Raw genomic sequence first — 15,554 nt, forward strand, 5'->3', positions numbered from 1 at the left:
GCGCATGCCGAGGTCCTTCCTCATCGCCGCACTGGTGGTGATCCTCGCCGGCGGTGTCGTCGTGCTGCTGCGCACCACCGACCGGGTCGACCGCACCCACGCGGTGGCCTATTTCGAGAACACCAACGGCATCTACGCCGGCGACTACGTCAGCATCGTCGGGGTGCCCGTCGGCAGGATCGAATCGATCGAGCCGCAGCCCGAGTCGGTCAAGGTCAGCTTCTGGTACGACAGCAAGTACAAGGTGCCGGCCGACGTCAAGGCGGCGATCCTGTCGCCGACGCTGGTGACGGCCCGCAGCATCCAACTCACACCGCCCTACACCGACGGGCCTGTCCTGCGGGATGACGCGGTGATCCCGCGGGAACGCACCGCGGTGCCGGTGGAGTGGGACCAGGTCCGCGAACAACTGGCGAAGCTGGCCGAGAGCCTGCAGCCGACCGAGCCCGGCGGGGTGAGCCCGCTGGGCTCGGCGATCAACACCACCGCGGACAACCTGCGGGGCCAGGGCGCCGACATCCGCGACGCCGTCATCAAACTGTCGCAAGCCATCTCGGCGCTGGGAGACAAGAGCACCAACGTGTTCTCCACTGTCAAGAACCTCGCCATCCTGGTGTCGGCGCTGCAGGACAGCACCGATGTCATGCGCCAGCTCAACCAGAACCTCGCGAGCGTGACCGGACTGCTGGCCGACGACCCCGACGAGGTGGCCAACGCGGTCCGCGACCTCGACACCGTCGTCGGTGAGGTCCAGACGTTCGTGGCCGAGAACCGCGAATCGCTGGGCACCACCTCGGACAAGCTCGCCGGGGTCACCCAGGCGCTCACCGACAGCCTCGGTGATCTCAAACAGTTCCTGCACGTAGGCCCCAACACTCTGCAGAACTACGTGAACATCTGGCAGCCGGCCCAGGGCGCGGTCAGCAGCGTCCCGATGATCAACAACTTCTCCGACCCGATCTCGTTCCTGTGCGGCGCCATCCAGGCGGCCTCCCGCCTCGGCGCCGAGGAATCGGCCAAGCTTTGCGTCCAGTACCTGGCGCCCATCGTCAAGAACCGCCAGTACAACTTCCTGCCGGTCGCGCAGAACGTCTTCGTCGGCGCCAGCACCCGGCCCAACGAACTGACCTACAGCGAGGACTGGCTGCGGCCCGATTACATTCCGCCGCAAGGTCCCTCGGCACCGGCACCTGCTTCGGCACCTGCTTCGGCGCCGTCGCCGGGCCCGGGACCCGGACCCGCCGAGGGCGCGCCGCTGCCGCCGTCGATGGGTCCGCTGCTGCCCGCAGAAGCGATCCCCACCACACCCGACCCGGCCGCCGGCCTGCAGGGCATGATGGTGCCCCCGGGAGCGACGCCGTGAGGCCCGCCGTGCGTGCCGCCGCGGTGGCGGCCGTCGGGGTCGGACTGCTGTCGGGCTGCTCGGATTGGCGTGGCCTGAACTCACTTCCGCTGCCCGGCGTAGAAGGCACCGGGCCGGGGGCGTTCACCATCGAGGCGCAGATGCCCGACGTCAACGCCATCGAGCCGAACTCCCGCGTCCGCGTCGCCGATGTCAACGTCGGTCACGTCCGCAAGATCGAGCGCCAGGGCTGGCATGCCCTGGTCACGATGGAACTCAACGGCAATGTCGTGCTCCCAGCCAACGCCACCGCCACGCTCGGCCAGACCAGCCTTCTGGGCTCCCAGCACATCGAGCTCGCCCCGCCCACCGATGTCGCGCCCGCCGGCCGGCTCCATCAGGGCTCGCTGATCCCCCTGTCGTCGTCGAAGGCGTTCCCGACCACCGAGCAGGCGCTGGCCGCGGTGGCGATGCTGCTCAACGGCGGCGGCATCGGCGACATCCAGGACATCACCGAGGCGTTGAGCGTCGCGTTCGCCGGGCGTGAAGGTGACCTGCGCAGCCTGATCGAGCAACTGGACCTCGCGATCGGTTACCTGGACGACCAGAAGCAGGACATCATCGACGCCTCCGACAGCCTGAACAACCTGGTCGGGCAGTTCGCCGACCAGAAGCCGGTCGTGGACAAGGCACTCAGGACCATCCCGGACGCTCTCGCGGTGCTCAAGGACCAGCGCAAGAACCTCGCCGAGGCGCTGACGCAGCTGGGCAGGTTCAGCGCGCTGGCCGCCGATTCGGTCAATCAGACCAAGGAGGCGCTCGTCGCCGAGCTGCGCGACCTCGGGCCGACGGTGGAACAGCTGGCCAACGCCGGGCCGGCGCTGACCCGCGCGCTCAGCTTCCTGCCCACGTTCCCGTTCCCGAAAGAGACGCTGACCAACTGGATTCGCGGTGACTACGCCAACCTGACCCTGGTCCTCGACCTGACGCTGAGCCGCATCGATCAGGGCATCTTCACCGGTTCGCGGTGGGAGTGCGACCTGACATGGCTGGAGCTGCAATGGGGCCGCACCATCGGTCAGTTCCCCAGCCCGTGCAACGCGGGGGGCCCCGGCACCGCCGGCAATCCGCTCGTCGCCCCGTACCGATTCGACCAGGGGCGTTGACATGCGGCTGACTCGTCGGATTCTCATCCAGATGGCGATCTTCGCGCTCATCGCGACGGTCGCCTTGACGATCATGGTCTTCGGATACATGCGGCTGCCTGCGTTCTTCGGGATCGGGCAGTACCAGGTCACGATGAAGCTGGCCGAAAGCGGCGGTCTGTACCCGCGCGGCAACGTCACCTACCGCGGCGTCGAAGTCGGCGAGGTCAAGAGCATCGCGCTGACCGACACCGGCGTGTCCGCGGTGTTGTCGCTGAACTCCGACGTCCCGATCCCCGCCGACGTCGAGGCCGAGGTGCACAGCGTGTCCGCGGTGGGCGAGCAGTTCGTCCAGCTGCTGCCGCGCAGCGCGGGCGGCCCGATGCTGCGCAACGGCGACGTCATTCCCGAGGACCGCACCACGGTGCCGACCGACATCAACACCGTCCTCGACGCCACCAACCGAGGGTTGGCGGCTATTCCGCAGGAGAACCTGCAGACCGTGGTCGACGAGGCGTACACCGCCGTCGGCGGTCTCGGTCCGGAGTTGCGGCGTCTGGTCAGCGGCAGTTCGACGCTGGCCATCGACGCCCGCAAGAACCTCGACTCGCTGATCACCGTGGTGGATCAGTCGAAACCGGTGCTGGACAGCCAGATCGACAGCGCAGACTCGATCCGGGCCTGGGCGTCGAACCTCGCGACCGTCACCGGTCAACTGCAACGGCAGGACCAAGCGGTCAACGGCATCCTCGACAAGGGCCCGGGTGCCGCCGAAGACGTGCGGGCGCTGTTCGACCGGCTGCGGCCGACGCTGCCGATCGTGCTGGCCAACCTCGCCAGCGTGGGCGAGGTGCTGGTCACCTATCAGCCCAGTCTCGAACAGCTGCTGGTGCTGCTGCCGCAGGGCACTGCGGTCACCCAGGCCGTCGGCGTGCACAAACGCAACACCAAGCAGGACTACATGGGTGATGCGCTGAACTTCAACCTGAACCTGGCGATCCCCGCCTTCCCGGCGCCGATCCCGCTGCCCCCGCAGGCGCTGCCGCCGCCGTGTACGACGGGCTTCCTGCCGGCGCAGCAGCGGCGCGTGCCGACCTTCGAGGATTATCCCGACCGGCCGCCGGGCAACGTCTACTGCCGGGTGCCGCAGGACGCGCCGTTCAACGTGCGCGGCGCCCGCAACCTGCCCTGCATCGAGAGGCCGGGCAAGCGCGCGCCGACGTGGCAGGAATGCGAGAGCGACGAGGTCTACGTGCCGCTCAACGACGGGTACAACTGGAAGGGCGATCCCAACGCGACGGCGTCCGGGCAGGCCGTTCCCGACATCCCGCCGGACATCCCACCCACCGGTGCTTCTCCGGCGCAACCCGCGCCGCCGCCGATCGCGGCCGCCGAATACGATCCGGCAAGCGGCACGTACGTCGGACCGGACGGACGTGTCTACACACAGTCCAATCTGGCCAACGGTGCCGCAGAGGAGAAGACATGGCAGACGATGCTCCTCCCCCCGAAGGGGAAGTGACGGAGACAGCGCCGGACACCAGCGTCGAACCGACCGACACCGACGACCTCGATGGGCCCGATGGCACCGACGAGGAGTCATTCGACGCGCAGCCGGCGCGTGAACCATGGTCTTCGGTCAAGATCGCCGTCGTGGCGGGGTCGGCCGTCGTCGTGGCGCTGGCGGTTCTGACCGGCTGGCTGGGTTACCGCACCTGGGAGTCGCAGCGCGCCGAGCAGGCGCGCGAGGTGTTCTTGCAGGTGGGCCGTCAGGGTGCGTTGAACCTGACCACGATCGACTGGCAGGAGGCCGACGCCGACGTGCAGCGCATCCTGGACTCCGCGACGGGGACCTTCTACGACGACTTCCAGCAGCGGGCGCAGGCGTTCGCCGATGTCGTGAAGCAGGCCAAGTCGACATCCGAGGGCACCATCGCCGAAGCGGGTCTGGAGTCCTCGACCGACGACGAGGCACGGGTCCTGGTCGCGGTGAACGTCAAGACGTCGAATGCCGGTGCGCCGGAACAGCAGCCGCGCGCCTGGCGGATGCGGATCTCGGTGGAGAAGATCGGCGACGAGGCCAAGGTGTCCAACGTGGAGTTCGTGCCGTGACAGAGGAGCGCAACGCCGAGGTGACCACCGAAGCGACCGAGGAGACCGCCGAGACCACCGAGACCGTCGGGGCGACCGTCGACGAGACGTCGACGGCGCAGGAGGCCCCGCCGCTCGAGGACGAGGGCGGCGCTGCGGCCCCGACGACGCGGCGGCAGCCGACCTGGTCGCGGATCGTCGCCTTCGCGCTACTGCCGGCACTGGCGCTGATCCTCGCCCTGGGCGCGGGCTACCTGAAGTGGCAGGACAACGGCGTCCGCAACGGTGAGATCGCCGCGGCGACGTCGATGCAGGCGGCTCGGGACGGCACGGTCGCGCTGCTGTCCTACACGCCGGACAAGGTCGAACAGCAGCTCGGCGCCGCCCGCGATCTGCTCACCGGCCAGTTCCGCGACTCCTACACCTCGCTGACCAACGACGTCGTGATCCCGGGCGCCAAGCAGAAGCAGATCGCCGCCGTCGCGACCGTCCCCGCCGCGGCGTCGGTGTCGGCCACGCCCGAGAAGGCCGTCGTGCTGGTCTTCGTCAATCAGACGGTGACCGTCGGCAACGACGCGCCGACCGACACGAACTCGAGCGTGCGCGTCACCCTGGAGAAGGTCGGGACCCGCTGGCTGATCTCGGAGTTCGACCCGGTCTGATCACGTCCTGCGGCCGGGGTGGCTGCGGCCCAGCAGCGGCAGCAGCAGCCGGTGCGGTGCATGGCGATACAGCAGCGCGGCCGCCCGGTTGGGCGCACCGGGAACGATCACCCCGCGGCCCCGGTCGAGGCCGTCGATCGCGGTGCGCGCCACCGCATCGGCCTGCTCCCACAGAAACGGCGGCAACATCTTCTCTGCTTCCTCATCCGGAATGCCTGCGGTGGCACCGAATTCGGTGCGCACGGGGCCGGGGCACACCACGGCCGCGGTCACGCCGCTGTCGCGCAACTCCTCACGCAGAGCTTCGGTGTAGGACAGCACGAAGGCCTTGGCCGCCCCGTAGGAGGCCTGGAACGGCACCGGTCCGAACGCGCCGACCGAGGCCACGTTCAGCACCGCGCCACGGCCGCGCGCCACCATCGCGGGCACGAACCGTGCGCTCAGATCCACCACCGCCGCGACGTCGAGCTCGATCAGTCGCAATTCGTCGGACACGCTCACCCGTGCCACCGGCCCCAGGTTCGACATGCCTGCGTTGTTGACGAGGATCTCGACCGTCACCCCGAGCGCGGCCACCTGATCGGGCAGCGTGGCACGTTGAGCCGGATCGGCCAGGTCGACGGGAAGCACGTAGGCGCGGGTGTCGAGGGACTGCGCCAGCGCGGTCAGTTTGTCGGCGCGCCGGGCCACCAGCACCACCGGGTAGCCGCGCCCGGCGAACTCGCGGGCGATCTGCTCGCCGATTCCCGACGATGCGCCTGTCACCAAGACCGCTCCGGTTTCCGAGACGGGTGGCAGCAGCGACATGGCGCAAGCCTAGCCTTGGCAACATGACGGCGCGTCGACTCACCGCGGTCGACGCACAGATGTTGTGGCTGTCGGCGGCGACCCCGAACGACCAGTTCCTGCTCTACGCTTTCGGCGCGCCGGTCGACTCCGGAGCCGCGGTGGCTGCCGTGCGTGACAACGCTGCCCGCTGTGCTGCGCTGACGGTCCGGGTCCGTGACCGAGGCCCCTGGCGCTATCCGGTGTGGGAGCCATGCGACGTGGCTACCGACCAGTTCGCGGTGCACGACGCGACGACGTGGCCGCAGGTGTTGGCGGCGGTGGCCGCGCTGGGGCACGATCAGGTCGACGCTCATGTCCATCCGTGGCGCCTGCACGTGTTCCCCGGCGTCGATGGAATTCCCCGATTCGACGTCGGATCGGTTGCGGTGCTGCAGATCTCGCACGCGCTGGCGGACGGGCAGCGGGCCTCGGCGCTGGCGGCCCGGTTGTTCGGGCGCGCCGGCTCCCTGGAGCGGGTGCGACCCCGGCCGACCCGTGGCTTCGTGCGTCGGTCGGCGGCAGCGGCCCGCGCGCACCGCCGTCTGGTCCGCGACACCGACGCGGGTCTCGTTCCGCCACCGGCAGTGTCGTGTCCGGTGCTGCGCAGCAACACTCGGCCGGCCGGCCCGGTGCACCTCCGTACCGTCGTCCGGCACCGCGATCAGCTCTCCGGCCCGACCGTCACCGTCGCTGCGCTGACGGCGATCTCGGCGGCGCTGTCCACGCATCTGCGGGAGCGCGGCGATGATCCGGCGCGGCTCGGTGCAGAGATCCCGATGGCCAAACCCGGTGTGCGTCAGGCCAACAACCACTTCGGCAATGTCGGGGTCGGGCTCTACCCGGACCTGCCGTCCGAGCGGCGTGCGCAGGCGATCGCCCAGGATCTGCACCGGCGCCGCCGTCGCGTAGCGCATCCGGCGGTGGCCGCGCAGGACGCGGCGTTCGCCGCGGTCCCGGCTGCGCTGTTGCGGTGGGGGATGGGGCGATTCGATCCGGATCAGCGCTCGTCGACGGTCGCCGGCAACACCGTCGTCTCCAGCGTGAACAGGGGCCGGGCGGATCTGTCCTTCGGTGGCGCCCCCGTCGAGCTCACGGCCGGCTTCCCTGCGCTGTCGCCGATGATGGGCGTCACACACGGGGTGCACGGCATCGGCGACACCGTCGCGATCAGCGTGCACGCCGCCGAATCGGCGATCGACGACGTCGACGCCTACGTGGAGCGGCTGGCCGGCGAGCTCGGCTGAGCAACCGTCCCGGTGCGCGCGACGACCGCCTGCAGCGACCGCTGTGCGGCCTCGCGGTCGTCGCCCATGCCGACGAGGGCGTCGATGATGAGCGGGCCCAGGATGAGCGACAATCCGTGCCCGTCGTGGCCGAAGAACCCGGCGGTCTCGAGCATCACGACGCCGTGAACGACACTCCACAACCGGGCCGCCGCCGCGAGCTCGTCGTCCGGGCGGATGCGCCCGGCGGCCATCATGCGGTGCACGGCCTGGCGCAGGGCGCCGAAGGATGCGGCCCATTCCCTGCGGTCGGTGCCGCTGCCTGTCGACGTCAGGTCGACCCGGTGCGCGGCGATCGACGCGGGCGCCGAGGTGCCGAACATCAGCTGGTAGCGCTGCGGATTGGCCATCGCGAACCGGTGGTAGGCCAGACCCATCGCGAGGAAGTCGGCCACCGGGTCCTCGGTCGGCGGCATCTCGGTGAGGGCGGCGGTGAACCGGTCGAAGACCTCGCGGGCGATCGCGTCGAGGAGTCCCGTCATCCCGCCGAAGTGGGTGTACACCGCCATCGTCGACGTGCCCGCCTCGGCAGCGACGGCACGCGCCCGCAATGCGGCGACACCATCGCGCTCGAGGAGGCGGACTCCTGCGTCGATCACGGCTTCCGGCATGGAATTCACGGTTGCCATCGTGCCATAACGGTGTTATACAAGACCCACGATAACGCTGTTATAGGAGACGGACATGGCCAATCGCTATCTCGAGGGCGTCTACGCGCCGCTGTCGGAGGAAGTCACGCTCACCGATCTGGAGGTGACCGGATCGATTCCCGAGCATCTCGACGGCCGGTACCTGCGCAACGGCCCGAATCCGATCGGCGAGATCGACCCGCAGCTCTACCACTGGTTCGTCGGCGATGGCATGGTTCACGGCATCCGGCTGCGCGACGGCCGCGCCGAGTGGTACCGCAATCGCTGGGTTCGCGGCCCCGGCACGGCGCGCGCGCTGGGGGAGGCGGTGCCCGACCAGCGAGCCACGGTGTCGCCGATCGGCGCGAACACCAACGTCATCGGCCACGCCGGCAAGACGCTGGCGCTCATCGAGGCGGGTGTGCCCGCCTACGAGCTCACCGATGAGCTGGACACCGTGGGGCTGTGCGACTTCGACGGCACCCTGCCCGGCGGCTACACCGCCCACCCCAAACGCGACCCCGACACCGGCGAGCTCCACGCGGTGTCCTACCGCCTGGCGCAGAAGAACACCGTGCAGTACTCGGTGATCGGAGCCGACGGGCGTGCGCGTCGCACCGTCGACATCGACGTCACGGGGAGCCCGATGATGCACGACTTCTCGCTGACCGAGCGGTATGTGGTGTTCTACGACCTGCCCGTCACCTTCGACGTCGAGCAGGCCGTCGAGATGACGGTGCCCCGGGCGCTGCGGCTGCCCGCCCGCCTGATGCTCTCGGCGTTGATCGGCCGCGTGCGCATCCCCGACCCGATCGCGGCGCGCATGCCGGCCGCGCCGTCGGCCGACCGTCGCTTCCCGTATTCGTGGAATCCGCGCTATCCCGCACGCATCGGGGTCATGCCACGCGACGGCGGCAACGCCGACGTCCGCTGGTTCGACGTCGAGCCCTGCTACGTGTTCCACCCGATGAACGCCTACGACTCCGGTGACACCATCGTGCTCGACGTGATCCGCCACCCGAAAATGTTCGACACCGACCACCTCGGCCCCGCAGAAGGCCCGCCCACGCTGGAGCGCTGGACCGTGGATCTGGCCGACGGCAAGGTGCGCGAGTCCCGCATCGACGACCGCCCGCAGGAGTTCCCCCGCGTCGACGAGCGGCTCGTCGGCAAGCGGCACCGCTACGGCTACGCGGCCGGGTTCACTGCCGGCGGTGACGAGACGCTGTTCAAACACGATCTCGTGGGACACAATTCGGCCGCCCGCTCGTTCGGGCCGGGGAAGGCCGTCGGCGAGTTCGTGTTCGAACCCACTGCCGCCGACGCCGACGAGGACGACGGCGTGCTGATGGGATACGTGTACGACCGGGCCACCGACAGCAGCGAGCTGATGATCCTCGACGCGCAGACCCTCGACGACGTCGCCGCGGTCAAGCTGCCGCACCGCGTGCCCGCCGGGTTCCACGGCAACTGGGTGCCCGCGTAGCCGAGTGCGCGAGTGTGAATCCTGATACGCCCGCAGCGGCGTGTCGGGGATGAAACCGCACATTCGCGTTCACCGGAACTGGAACACGTTCTAGTCTGGGGAGCCATGGGGTTTCTCAAGCAAGACGCACCCGTCGTCGACTACGCCGAATGGAGCAAGGGAACCCGCGCGGAGCGGATCGTCCCGATGGCCAGACACTGGGCCGAGGTGGGCTTCGGCACGCCGGTGGTGATGCACCTGTTCTACGTCGTCAAGATCTTGCTCTACGTACTGTTCGCGTGGCTGGTGGTGCTGACGACCACGGGTGTTGACGGTTTCACGAACGTCGCGGCCTGGTATCACGAGCCGATCGTGTACCAGAAGGTCGTCTTCTACACGATGCTGTTCGAGATCGTCGGGCTGGGCTGCGGCTTCGGCCCGCTGAACAACCGCTTCTTCCCGCCGATGGGCTCGATCCTGTACTGGTTGCGGCCCAGCACCATTCGGCTGCCCCCGTGGCCCAACCGGATCCCACTGACCACGGGTGACTCCCGCACGCCCGTCGATGTGGTGCTCTACGCCGCTCTGCTGGTGATGCTGCTGGTCGCCTTGTTCTCCGACGGCACCGGACCCATCCCGGAGCTCGGGTCCGAGATCGGTGTGCTGCCGGTGTGGCAGACCGCGACGATCCTCGTGCTGCTCGGGCTCGCCGGGCTGCGCGACAAGGTGCTGTTCCTGGCTGCGCGCGGCGAGGTGTACGGCGCGCTGGCGGTGTGCTTCCTGTTCAGCGGCGCCGACATCGTGATCGCGGCGAAGCTGGTGTGTCTGGTGATCTGGATGGGTGCGGCGACCTCGAAGCTGAACAAGCACTTCCCGTTCGTCATCTCGACGATGATGAGCAACAACCCCGTGATCCGCCCGCGCTGGATCAAACGCAAGTTCTTCGAGCACTTCCCCGATGATCTGCGGCCCGGCCGGGCGTCGCGCTGGCTCGCCCACATCTCGACGGCGATCGAGATGCTCGTGCCGCTGGCACTGTTTTTCTCCCACGGCGGCTGGGTGACCGCGATCGCGGCGTTCGTGATGCTGTGCTTCCACTTCGGCATCCTCTCGGCCATCCCGATGGGGGTGCCGCTGGAGTGGAACGTCTTCATGATGTTCTCCGTGCTGGCGCTGTTCGTCGGCAACGCCGGCATCGGGCTGAGCGATCTGCAGAGCCCGTGGCCGCTGGTGCTCTTCGCGGTCTCCGCGGGCACCGTCGCGATCGGAAACCTGTTCCCGCGCAAGGTGTCTTTCCTGCCCGGCATGCGGTACTACGCGGGTAACTGGGACACGTCGCTGTGGTGCATCAAGCCCTCGGCCGACGCCAAGATCGCGGCCGGCATCGTCGCGATCGCGAGCATGCCCGCGGCGCAGATGGAGAAGTTCTACGGCAGCCGCGAGACCGCCGAGATGTACCAGTACATGGGATATGCCTTCCGCTCGTTCAACACTCACGGCCGCGCGATGTTCACGCTCGCGCACCGGCTGATGGCGGGTCACGACGAAGCCGACTATGTGCTGACCGACGGAGAACGCATCTGCAGCACCGCGATCGGATGGAATTTCGGCGACGGCCACATGCACAACGAGCAGCTGATCGCCGCGCTGCAGAAGCGCTGTCATTTCGAACCGGGGGAGGTGCGGGTGTTGCTGCTCGACGCGCAACCCATCCACCGGCAGCGTCAGCAGTACCGTCTCGTCGACGCGGCGACGGGGGAGTTCGAGCGCGGCTACATCCTGGTCGCGGACATGGTGACCCGCCAACCATGGGACGACACGGTGCCGGTGCACGTGACGTGGCAGCGCGACGGGGCGGACGCTCCGTGACTCAGCCCATCACGTCGCGGATCGGCACGCTCTCCAGGCCGGTGAGCAGGAGCTCTCGCGACACGTCGAGGTGCTTGCGCCAATGCTGCTCGGCACCGGCGGCGTCACCGGCCCGCAGGTAGGTCATCAACTTGCGGTAGGACCGGATCAGCTTGTCATAGTCGGCTTTCGAGACGGGCCTGCGTTCGTTGAACACGAAGGCGGTGTGCCGCACCGTGATCTCGTGCAGCATGCCGGCGACGATGGACAGCGTCGCGTTTCCCGACAGCTGCACCACGCGCAGATGGAACGCGCCGGTGTTCTCGGCCAGCCGGTCGGACTCGCAGCCCTGGGCCACCAGATCCTCGAGCAGCGTGTCGAGTTCGGCGAACGACTCTTCCGAACCGGACTCGGCGAGCAGCCGCGCCGCCAAGGGTTCGATGCCTGCCTTGGCGGTCAGCAGATCGGCGATCGTGGCGCCGGACAGTTCCAGTAGCAATCCCGCGGGCCGCGCAACCACCTCGGGGCCCGGTACCCGCACCCGCGCTCCGGTGCGAGATCCGCGCCGCACCTCGACCAGCCGCTCGGACTCCAGCACGCGGACGGCTTCGCGCAGCGTCGGTCGGCTCACGCCGAAGTGGGCCATCAGTTCGGCCTCGTTGGGCAGGAAGTCACCGTCGGTCAGCTGACCATCGACCACCATGCGCCGCAGCGTGCCCGCGACCAGTTCGGCGGTCTTGGGTGACCGCACACCTGACCGCGAACCGGCAGCGTCGATCATCGGCGCCAACCGGGTACTCCGCGTCACGATGTCTCCACGTCAACTGGGTCGGGCCACCGCGGGTGCGGTGAGCTGTGCAACTCAGTAAACCATGTCGGCCGGCCGGAATCCTTCCGCGTTTGTCCGTCGGGCGCAGTGATCTGCGTGGCAGGGTATCGGCATGCCGGAGGAAGTGACGGTCGAGCGAGCCGCCGAGCGGTTGCAGCCCGTCGACACGCTGGGAATTCCGCTCGGGCCCGGGCAGCCGCCGGCTTTCCTGCGCGCCCTCGGCGAGCGCACCGACTGGACGGACCTGCGGGTGTACGGCGCGCTGCTGGCGGTGGGGACCGAACTCTTCTCCCGCGCGGGGGTCCGTTACGTGTCGGGGTTCTACGGTCCCCTGGAGCGGGCCCTGCGCGACTCCGGCGCAGACGTCGATTTCATGCCCGCGGACTTCCGTCGCTTCGGGCCGCTGCTGGAACGTCAGCGACCCCGCGTGATGGCCACTGTCGCGACACCCCCTGATTCCGACGGGTGGTGCTCGCTGTCGTTGCATGCCGGTGCCACCGTCGCCGAACTGCACCGGGCCGGCGCCGATCCGGACCGGCTGCTGATCGTCGAAGCCTCCGAAGCGTTTCCGCGGACCGGCGGCTGGGGTGAGCAATACCGCCACGCGGTGCACGTCGACGAGATCGATGTGCTGATCCCGTCGGCCGAGCCGCCGCTCGCGCTCCCTGCTGCGGCGCCCACCGACACCGACGTCGCGATCGCCCGGCACGCGGTCGGGTTCATCGGCTCCGGGGCCACGCTGCAGACCGGGATCGGCGCCATCCCGAGCCAGATCGCGACGATGCTCGCCGACGGGGACGTCGGTGACTTCGGTGTACACAGCGAGATGTTCACCGACGGCTGCATGCGACTGCATCAGGCGGGCAAGGTCACCAACGCGCGCAAGGGTCAGTACGACGGCGTGAGTGTGACGACGTTCGCGTTGGGCTCCTCCGATCTCTACACCTGGCTCGACGGCAACCGTGACGTCGCGTTCCTTCCCGTCGAGGTGGTCAACGCCCCCGAGGTCATCGCGGCCAACACCGACATGATCTCGATCAACGGCGCGCTCGCGGTCGACGTGCACGGCCAGGTCGTGGCCGACACCATCGGCGACGAACAGTTCAGTGGGATCGGCGGGGCCGAGGACTTCGTGGCCGGAGTCGGCCTGGAGTTGAGCGACCGGTCGCTGATCTGCCTGCCGTCGACGTTCGAACGCGACGGCGTCACGCACTCGCGCATCGTGGCGCAATTCGCTCCCGGCACGCTCGTCACGACACCCCGCCACCACGTCGACGTCATCGTCACCGAATACGGCGCCGCGGAGCTCGAAGGGCTCACCGTGCGCGAGCGCGGGCACGCGTTGGCCGCGATCGCGCATCCGCTGTTCCGGGACGAGTTGATCGACGCGGCGGACCGTGCCGCGCGCCGCCAATGAGCAAGTTGACCTAGTAAACCTTGTTCGTTTAACTTCGAAGAATCCATCCAATGAAGGAGTGTCTTCCATGCCTGAAGCCGTCATCGTCGAGGCAGTGCGGTCACCCGTCGGCAAGCGCAACGGAGGCCTCTCCGGAGTGCATCCGGCCGAGCTGTCCGCACAGGTGCTCAACGGTCTGGTCGAGCGAGCCGGGGTCGACCCGGCACTGGTCGACGACGTCATCTGGGGGTGCGTCATGCAAGCGGGTGAGCAGGCGCTCGACATCGCCCGCACCGCGCTGCTGACGGCCCGCTGGCCGGAGTCGGTGCCCGGGGTGACCGTGGACCGGCAGTGCGGATCGAGCCAGCAGTCGGTGCACTTCGCCGCGGCCGGCGTGGTCGCCGGACACTACGACGTCGTCGTCGCCGGTGGCGTCGAGTCGATGTCGCGGACCCCGATGGGTTCATCGCTGGCCGGTGGCGGAAACCCGTACCCCGCCGGGTTCAAGGACCGCTACAGCAAGACGCCGAACCAGGGCATCGGTGCCGAGATGATCGCCGAGCAGTGGGGGTTCAGCCGCACCGATCTCGACCAGTACTCCCTCGACTCGCACGAAAAGGCCGCTGCGGCACAGGATGCCGGCGCGTTCGAGGGTCAGATCGTGGCGATCAAAGACCAGGACGGTAATCCGGTCCTCACCGACGAGGGCATCCGGCGCGGCACGACGCTGGAGAAGATGGGTCAGCTCAAGCCCGCGTTCCGTGAGGACGGGGTGATCCACGCCGGCAACAGCTCTCAGATCTCCGACGGCTCGGCGGCGCTGCTGTTCATGTCGGCCGAGAAGGCCAAGGAGCTCGGCCTCAAGCCGCTGGCGAAGGTGCACACCGCGGTGCTGGCAGGCGCCGACCCGGTGATCATGCTGACCGCGCCGATCCCGGCGACACAGAAGGCGCTCAAGCGGTCCGGGCTGTCGATCGATCAGATCGGCGCCTTCGAGGTGAACGAGGCCTTCGCGCCCGTTCCGATGGCGTGGCTCAAGGACATCGGCGCCGACGAGAAGAAGCTCAACCCCAATGGCGGGGCGATCGCACTCGGCCACCCGCTCGGCGGCTCGGGCGCCCGGATCATGACCACGTTGCTCCATCACATGCGCGACAACGGGATTCAGTACGGACTGCAGACCATGTGCGAGGGCGGCGGACAGGCCAACGCGACCATCTTGGAGCTGCTGTGACCGAGGCGTCCCAGCCCCAGCCCGGCGCACTGGTCGAGCGGCGCGGCAACGTCATGGTCATCACGATCAACCGGCCCGAGGCCCGCAACGCCATCAACTCTGCGGTCTCGATCGCCCTCGGTGACGCCCTCGACGAAGCGCAGAACGATCCCGACGTGTGGGCCGTCGTGCTCACCGGGTCGGGGGACAAATCCTTCTGTGCCGGAGCCGATCTCAAGGCGCTCTCGCGCGGTGAGAACATCGGCCACCCCGACCGTCCCAAGTGGGGGTTCGCCGGCTACGTCCGGCACTTCATCGACAAGCCGACCATCGCGGCGGTCAACGGTACCGCGCTGGGCGGCGGCACCGAGCTGGCGCTGGCCAGTGACCTCGTCGTCGCGCAGGAGAGCGCGACATTCGGTCTGCCCGAGGTGAAGCGGGGCCTGATCGCCGGCGCGGGCGGAGTGTTCCGGATCGTCGAGCAGATCCCGCGCAAGGTCGCGATGCAGATGATGCTCACCGGAGAGCCGATCAGCGCGGCCGACGCGCAGCGCTGGGGACTGGTCAACGAGGTGGTGCCGGACGGGACGGCGCTCGACGCCGCACTCGCCCTGGCCGAACGCATCACCGTCAACGCTCCGCTGGCCGTGCAGGCCAGCAAGCGGGTCGCCCGCGGCGCCGATGACGGCGTCGTCGTCGACGAGGAAGCCGGCTGGACCCGCACGATGCGCGAAGCCATCGTGGTGTTCAGCTCCGAGGACGCGCAGGAAGGCCCGCTCGCGTTCGCGCAGAAGCGCCAGCCGGTCTGGAAAGCCAAGTAAGG

The 15,554-nt window shown here is 68.8% G+C and carries 14 protein-coding genes; 11 read left to right on the forward strand and 3 right to left on the reverse strand.

Annotation, left to right across the window (positions count from 1 at the left end):
• The first annotated feature begins 4 nt into the window (after nucleotides 1–4).
• From MHN84_RS24150 to MHN84_RS24170, 5 genes are read left to right on the forward strand one after another with little or no spacing between them, the layout of a single operon-like run.
• Nucleotides 5–1,363: a virulence factor Mce family protein gene (locus MHN84_RS24150; RefSeq protein WP_255730879.1), complete on the forward strand. Its 1,359-nt coding sequence runs from the start codon at nucleotides 5–7 to the stop codon at nucleotides 1,361–1,363.
• Complete coding sequence (locus MHN84_RS24155) at nucleotides 1,360–2,508, forward strand: virulence factor Mce family protein (RefSeq protein WP_241207051.1); 1,149 nt, start codon at nucleotides 1,360–1,362, stop codon at nucleotides 2,506–2,508. Before MHN84_RS24150 ends, MHN84_RS24155 begins: the two co-directional genes overlap by 4 nt.
• 1 nt (nucleotide 2,509) lies before the next feature.
• Complete coding sequence (locus MHN84_RS24160) at nucleotides 2,510–4,009, forward strand: MCE family protein (RefSeq protein ID WP_241207052.1); 1,500 nt, start codon at nucleotides 2,510–2,512, stop codon at nucleotides 4,007–4,009.
• On the forward strand, nucleotides 3,973–4,599 hold the full coding sequence (locus MHN84_RS24165; RefSeq protein WP_241207053.1) for a tetratricopeptide repeat protein: 627 nt from the start codon (nucleotides 3,973–3,975) through the stop codon (nucleotides 4,597–4,599). The genes MHN84_RS24160 and MHN84_RS24165 overlap by 37 nt, the downstream gene beginning before the upstream one ends.
• Entirely contained in the window at nucleotides 4,596–5,240 is a 645-nt protein-coding gene (locus tag MHN84_RS24170; protein ID WP_241207054.1) for a hypothetical protein, read from the forward strand. Before MHN84_RS24165 ends, MHN84_RS24170 begins: the two co-directional genes overlap by 4 nt.
• Here MHN84_RS24170 and MHN84_RS24175 read toward each other — a convergent pair whose 3' ends face one another.
• Complete coding sequence (locus MHN84_RS24175) at nucleotides 5,241–6,047, reverse strand: SDR family oxidoreductase (protein WP_241207055.1); 807 nt, start codon at nucleotides 6,045–6,047, stop codon at nucleotides 5,241–5,243. It lies immediately after the preceding gene.
• Nucleotides 6,048–6,070: 23 nt separating this feature from the next.
• Here MHN84_RS24175 and MHN84_RS24180 point away from each other — a divergent pair, with 23 nt between their 5' ends.
• Nucleotides 6,071–7,312: a WS/DGAT domain-containing protein gene (locus tag MHN84_RS24180; protein ID WP_241207056.1), complete on the forward strand. Its 1,242-nt coding sequence runs from the start codon at nucleotides 6,071–6,073 to the stop codon at nucleotides 7,310–7,312.
• Here the strand turns inward: MHN84_RS24180 and MHN84_RS24185 are convergent.
• Entirely contained in the window at nucleotides 7,279–7,962 is a 684-nt protein-coding gene (locus MHN84_RS24185; protein ID WP_374238420.1) for a TetR-like C-terminal domain-containing protein, read from the reverse strand. The genes MHN84_RS24180 and MHN84_RS24185 overlap by 34 nt on opposite strands.
• Nucleotides 7,963–8,035: 73 nt before the next feature.
• On the opposite strand from MHN84_RS24185, the gene MHN84_RS24190 reads away from it, so the two are divergent.
• Together MHN84_RS24190 and MHN84_RS24195 are read left to right on the forward strand one after the other, a co-directional pair.
• Entirely contained in the window at nucleotides 8,036–9,466 is a 1,431-nt protein-coding gene (locus tag MHN84_RS24190) for a carotenoid oxygenase family protein (protein WP_241207058.1), read from the forward strand.
• A 105-nt stretch (nucleotides 9,467–9,571) separates the two neighbouring features.
• A complete protein-coding gene (locus tag MHN84_RS24195; protein ID WP_241207059.1) occupies nucleotides 9,572–11,314 on the forward strand; it encodes a DUF3556 domain-containing protein in 1,743 nt (580 codons plus the stop codon).
• 1 nt (nucleotide 11,315) lies between these two features.
• Here the strand turns inward: MHN84_RS24195 and MHN84_RS24200 are convergent, their stop codons facing one another.
• Nucleotides 11,316–12,101: a FadR/GntR family transcriptional regulator gene (locus MHN84_RS24200; protein WP_241207060.1), complete on the reverse strand. Its 786-nt coding sequence runs from the start codon at nucleotides 12,099–12,101 to the stop codon at nucleotides 11,316–11,318.
• A gap of 133 nt (nucleotides 12,102–12,234) precedes the next feature.
• Here MHN84_RS24200 and MHN84_RS24205 point away from each other — a divergent pair, with 133 nt between their 5' ends.
• The 3 genes from MHN84_RS24205 to MHN84_RS24215 all read left to right on the forward strand — a co-directional run bounded on the left by MHN84_RS24205 (nucleotide 12,235) and on the right by MHN84_RS24215 (nucleotide 15,552).
• Nucleotides 12,235–13,539 (forward strand): acetyl-CoA hydrolase/transferase family protein, encoded by a 1,305-nt coding sequence (locus MHN84_RS24205; RefSeq protein ID WP_241207061.1) that lies wholly within the window; start codon nucleotides 12,235–12,237, stop codon nucleotides 13,537–13,539.
• Between the two features lie 67 nt (nucleotides 13,540–13,606).
• Complete coding sequence (locus MHN84_RS24210; protein ID WP_241207062.1) at nucleotides 13,607–14,752, forward strand: acetyl-CoA C-acyltransferase; 1,146 nt, start codon at nucleotides 13,607–13,609, stop codon at nucleotides 14,750–14,752.
• Nucleotides 14,749–15,552, forward strand: a complete 804-nt coding sequence (locus MHN84_RS24215) for a crotonase/enoyl-CoA hydratase family protein (RefSeq protein ID WP_374238417.1) — start codon at nucleotides 14,749–14,751, stop codon at nucleotides 15,550–15,552. The genes MHN84_RS24210 and MHN84_RS24215 overlap by 4 nt, the downstream gene beginning before the upstream one ends.
• The last annotated feature ends 2 nt before the right edge of the window (nucleotides 15,553–15,554 follow it).

It is taken from the genome of Mycobacterium sp. PSTR-4-N (genome assembly GCF_022348085.1).
Lineage (GTDB): Bacteria > Actinomycetota > Actinomycetes > Mycobacteriales > Mycobacteriaceae > Mycobacterium.

Bases quoted from the DNA above. Each gene is read 5' to 3' on its own strand.
- MHN84_RS24210 (WP_241207062.1), top strand. From the start codon at position 13,607: ATGCCTGAAGCCGTCATCGTCGAGGCAGTGCGGTCACCCGTCGGCAAG.
- MHN84_RS24205 (WP_241207061.1), top strand. From the start codon at position 12,235: ATGCCGGAGGAAGTGACGGTCGAGCGAGCCGCCGAGCGGTTGCAGCCC.
- MHN84_RS24190 (WP_241207058.1), top strand. From the start codon at position 8,036: ATGGCCAATCGCTATCTCGAGGGCGTCTACGCGCCGCTGTCGGAGGAA.
- MHN84_RS24160 (WP_241207052.1), top strand. From the start codon at position 2,510: ATGCGGCTGACTCGTCGGATTCTCATCCAGATGGCGATCTTCGCGCTC.
- MHN84_RS24150 (WP_255730879.1), top strand. From the start codon at position 5: ATGCCGAGGTCCTTCCTCATCGCCGCACTGGTGGTGATCCTCGCCGGC.
- MHN84_RS24185 (WP_374238420.1), bottom strand. From the start codon at position 7,962: ATGCCGGAAGCCGTGATCGACGCAGGAGTCCGCCTCCTCGAGCGCGAT.
- MHN84_RS24180 (WP_241207056.1), top strand. From the start codon at position 6,071: ATGACGGCGCGTCGACTCACCGCGGTCGACGCACAGATGTTGTGGCTG.
- MHN84_RS24165 (WP_241207053.1), top strand. From the start codon at position 3,973: ATGGCAGACGATGCTCCTCCCCCCGAAGGGGAAGTGACGGAGACAGCG.
- MHN84_RS24195 (WP_241207059.1), top strand. From the start codon at position 9,572: ATGGGGTTTCTCAAGCAAGACGCACCCGTCGTCGACTACGCCGAATGG.
- MHN84_RS24175 (WP_241207055.1), bottom strand. From the start codon at position 6,047: ATGTCGCTGCTGCCACCCGTCTCGGAAACCGGAGCGGTCTTGGTGACA.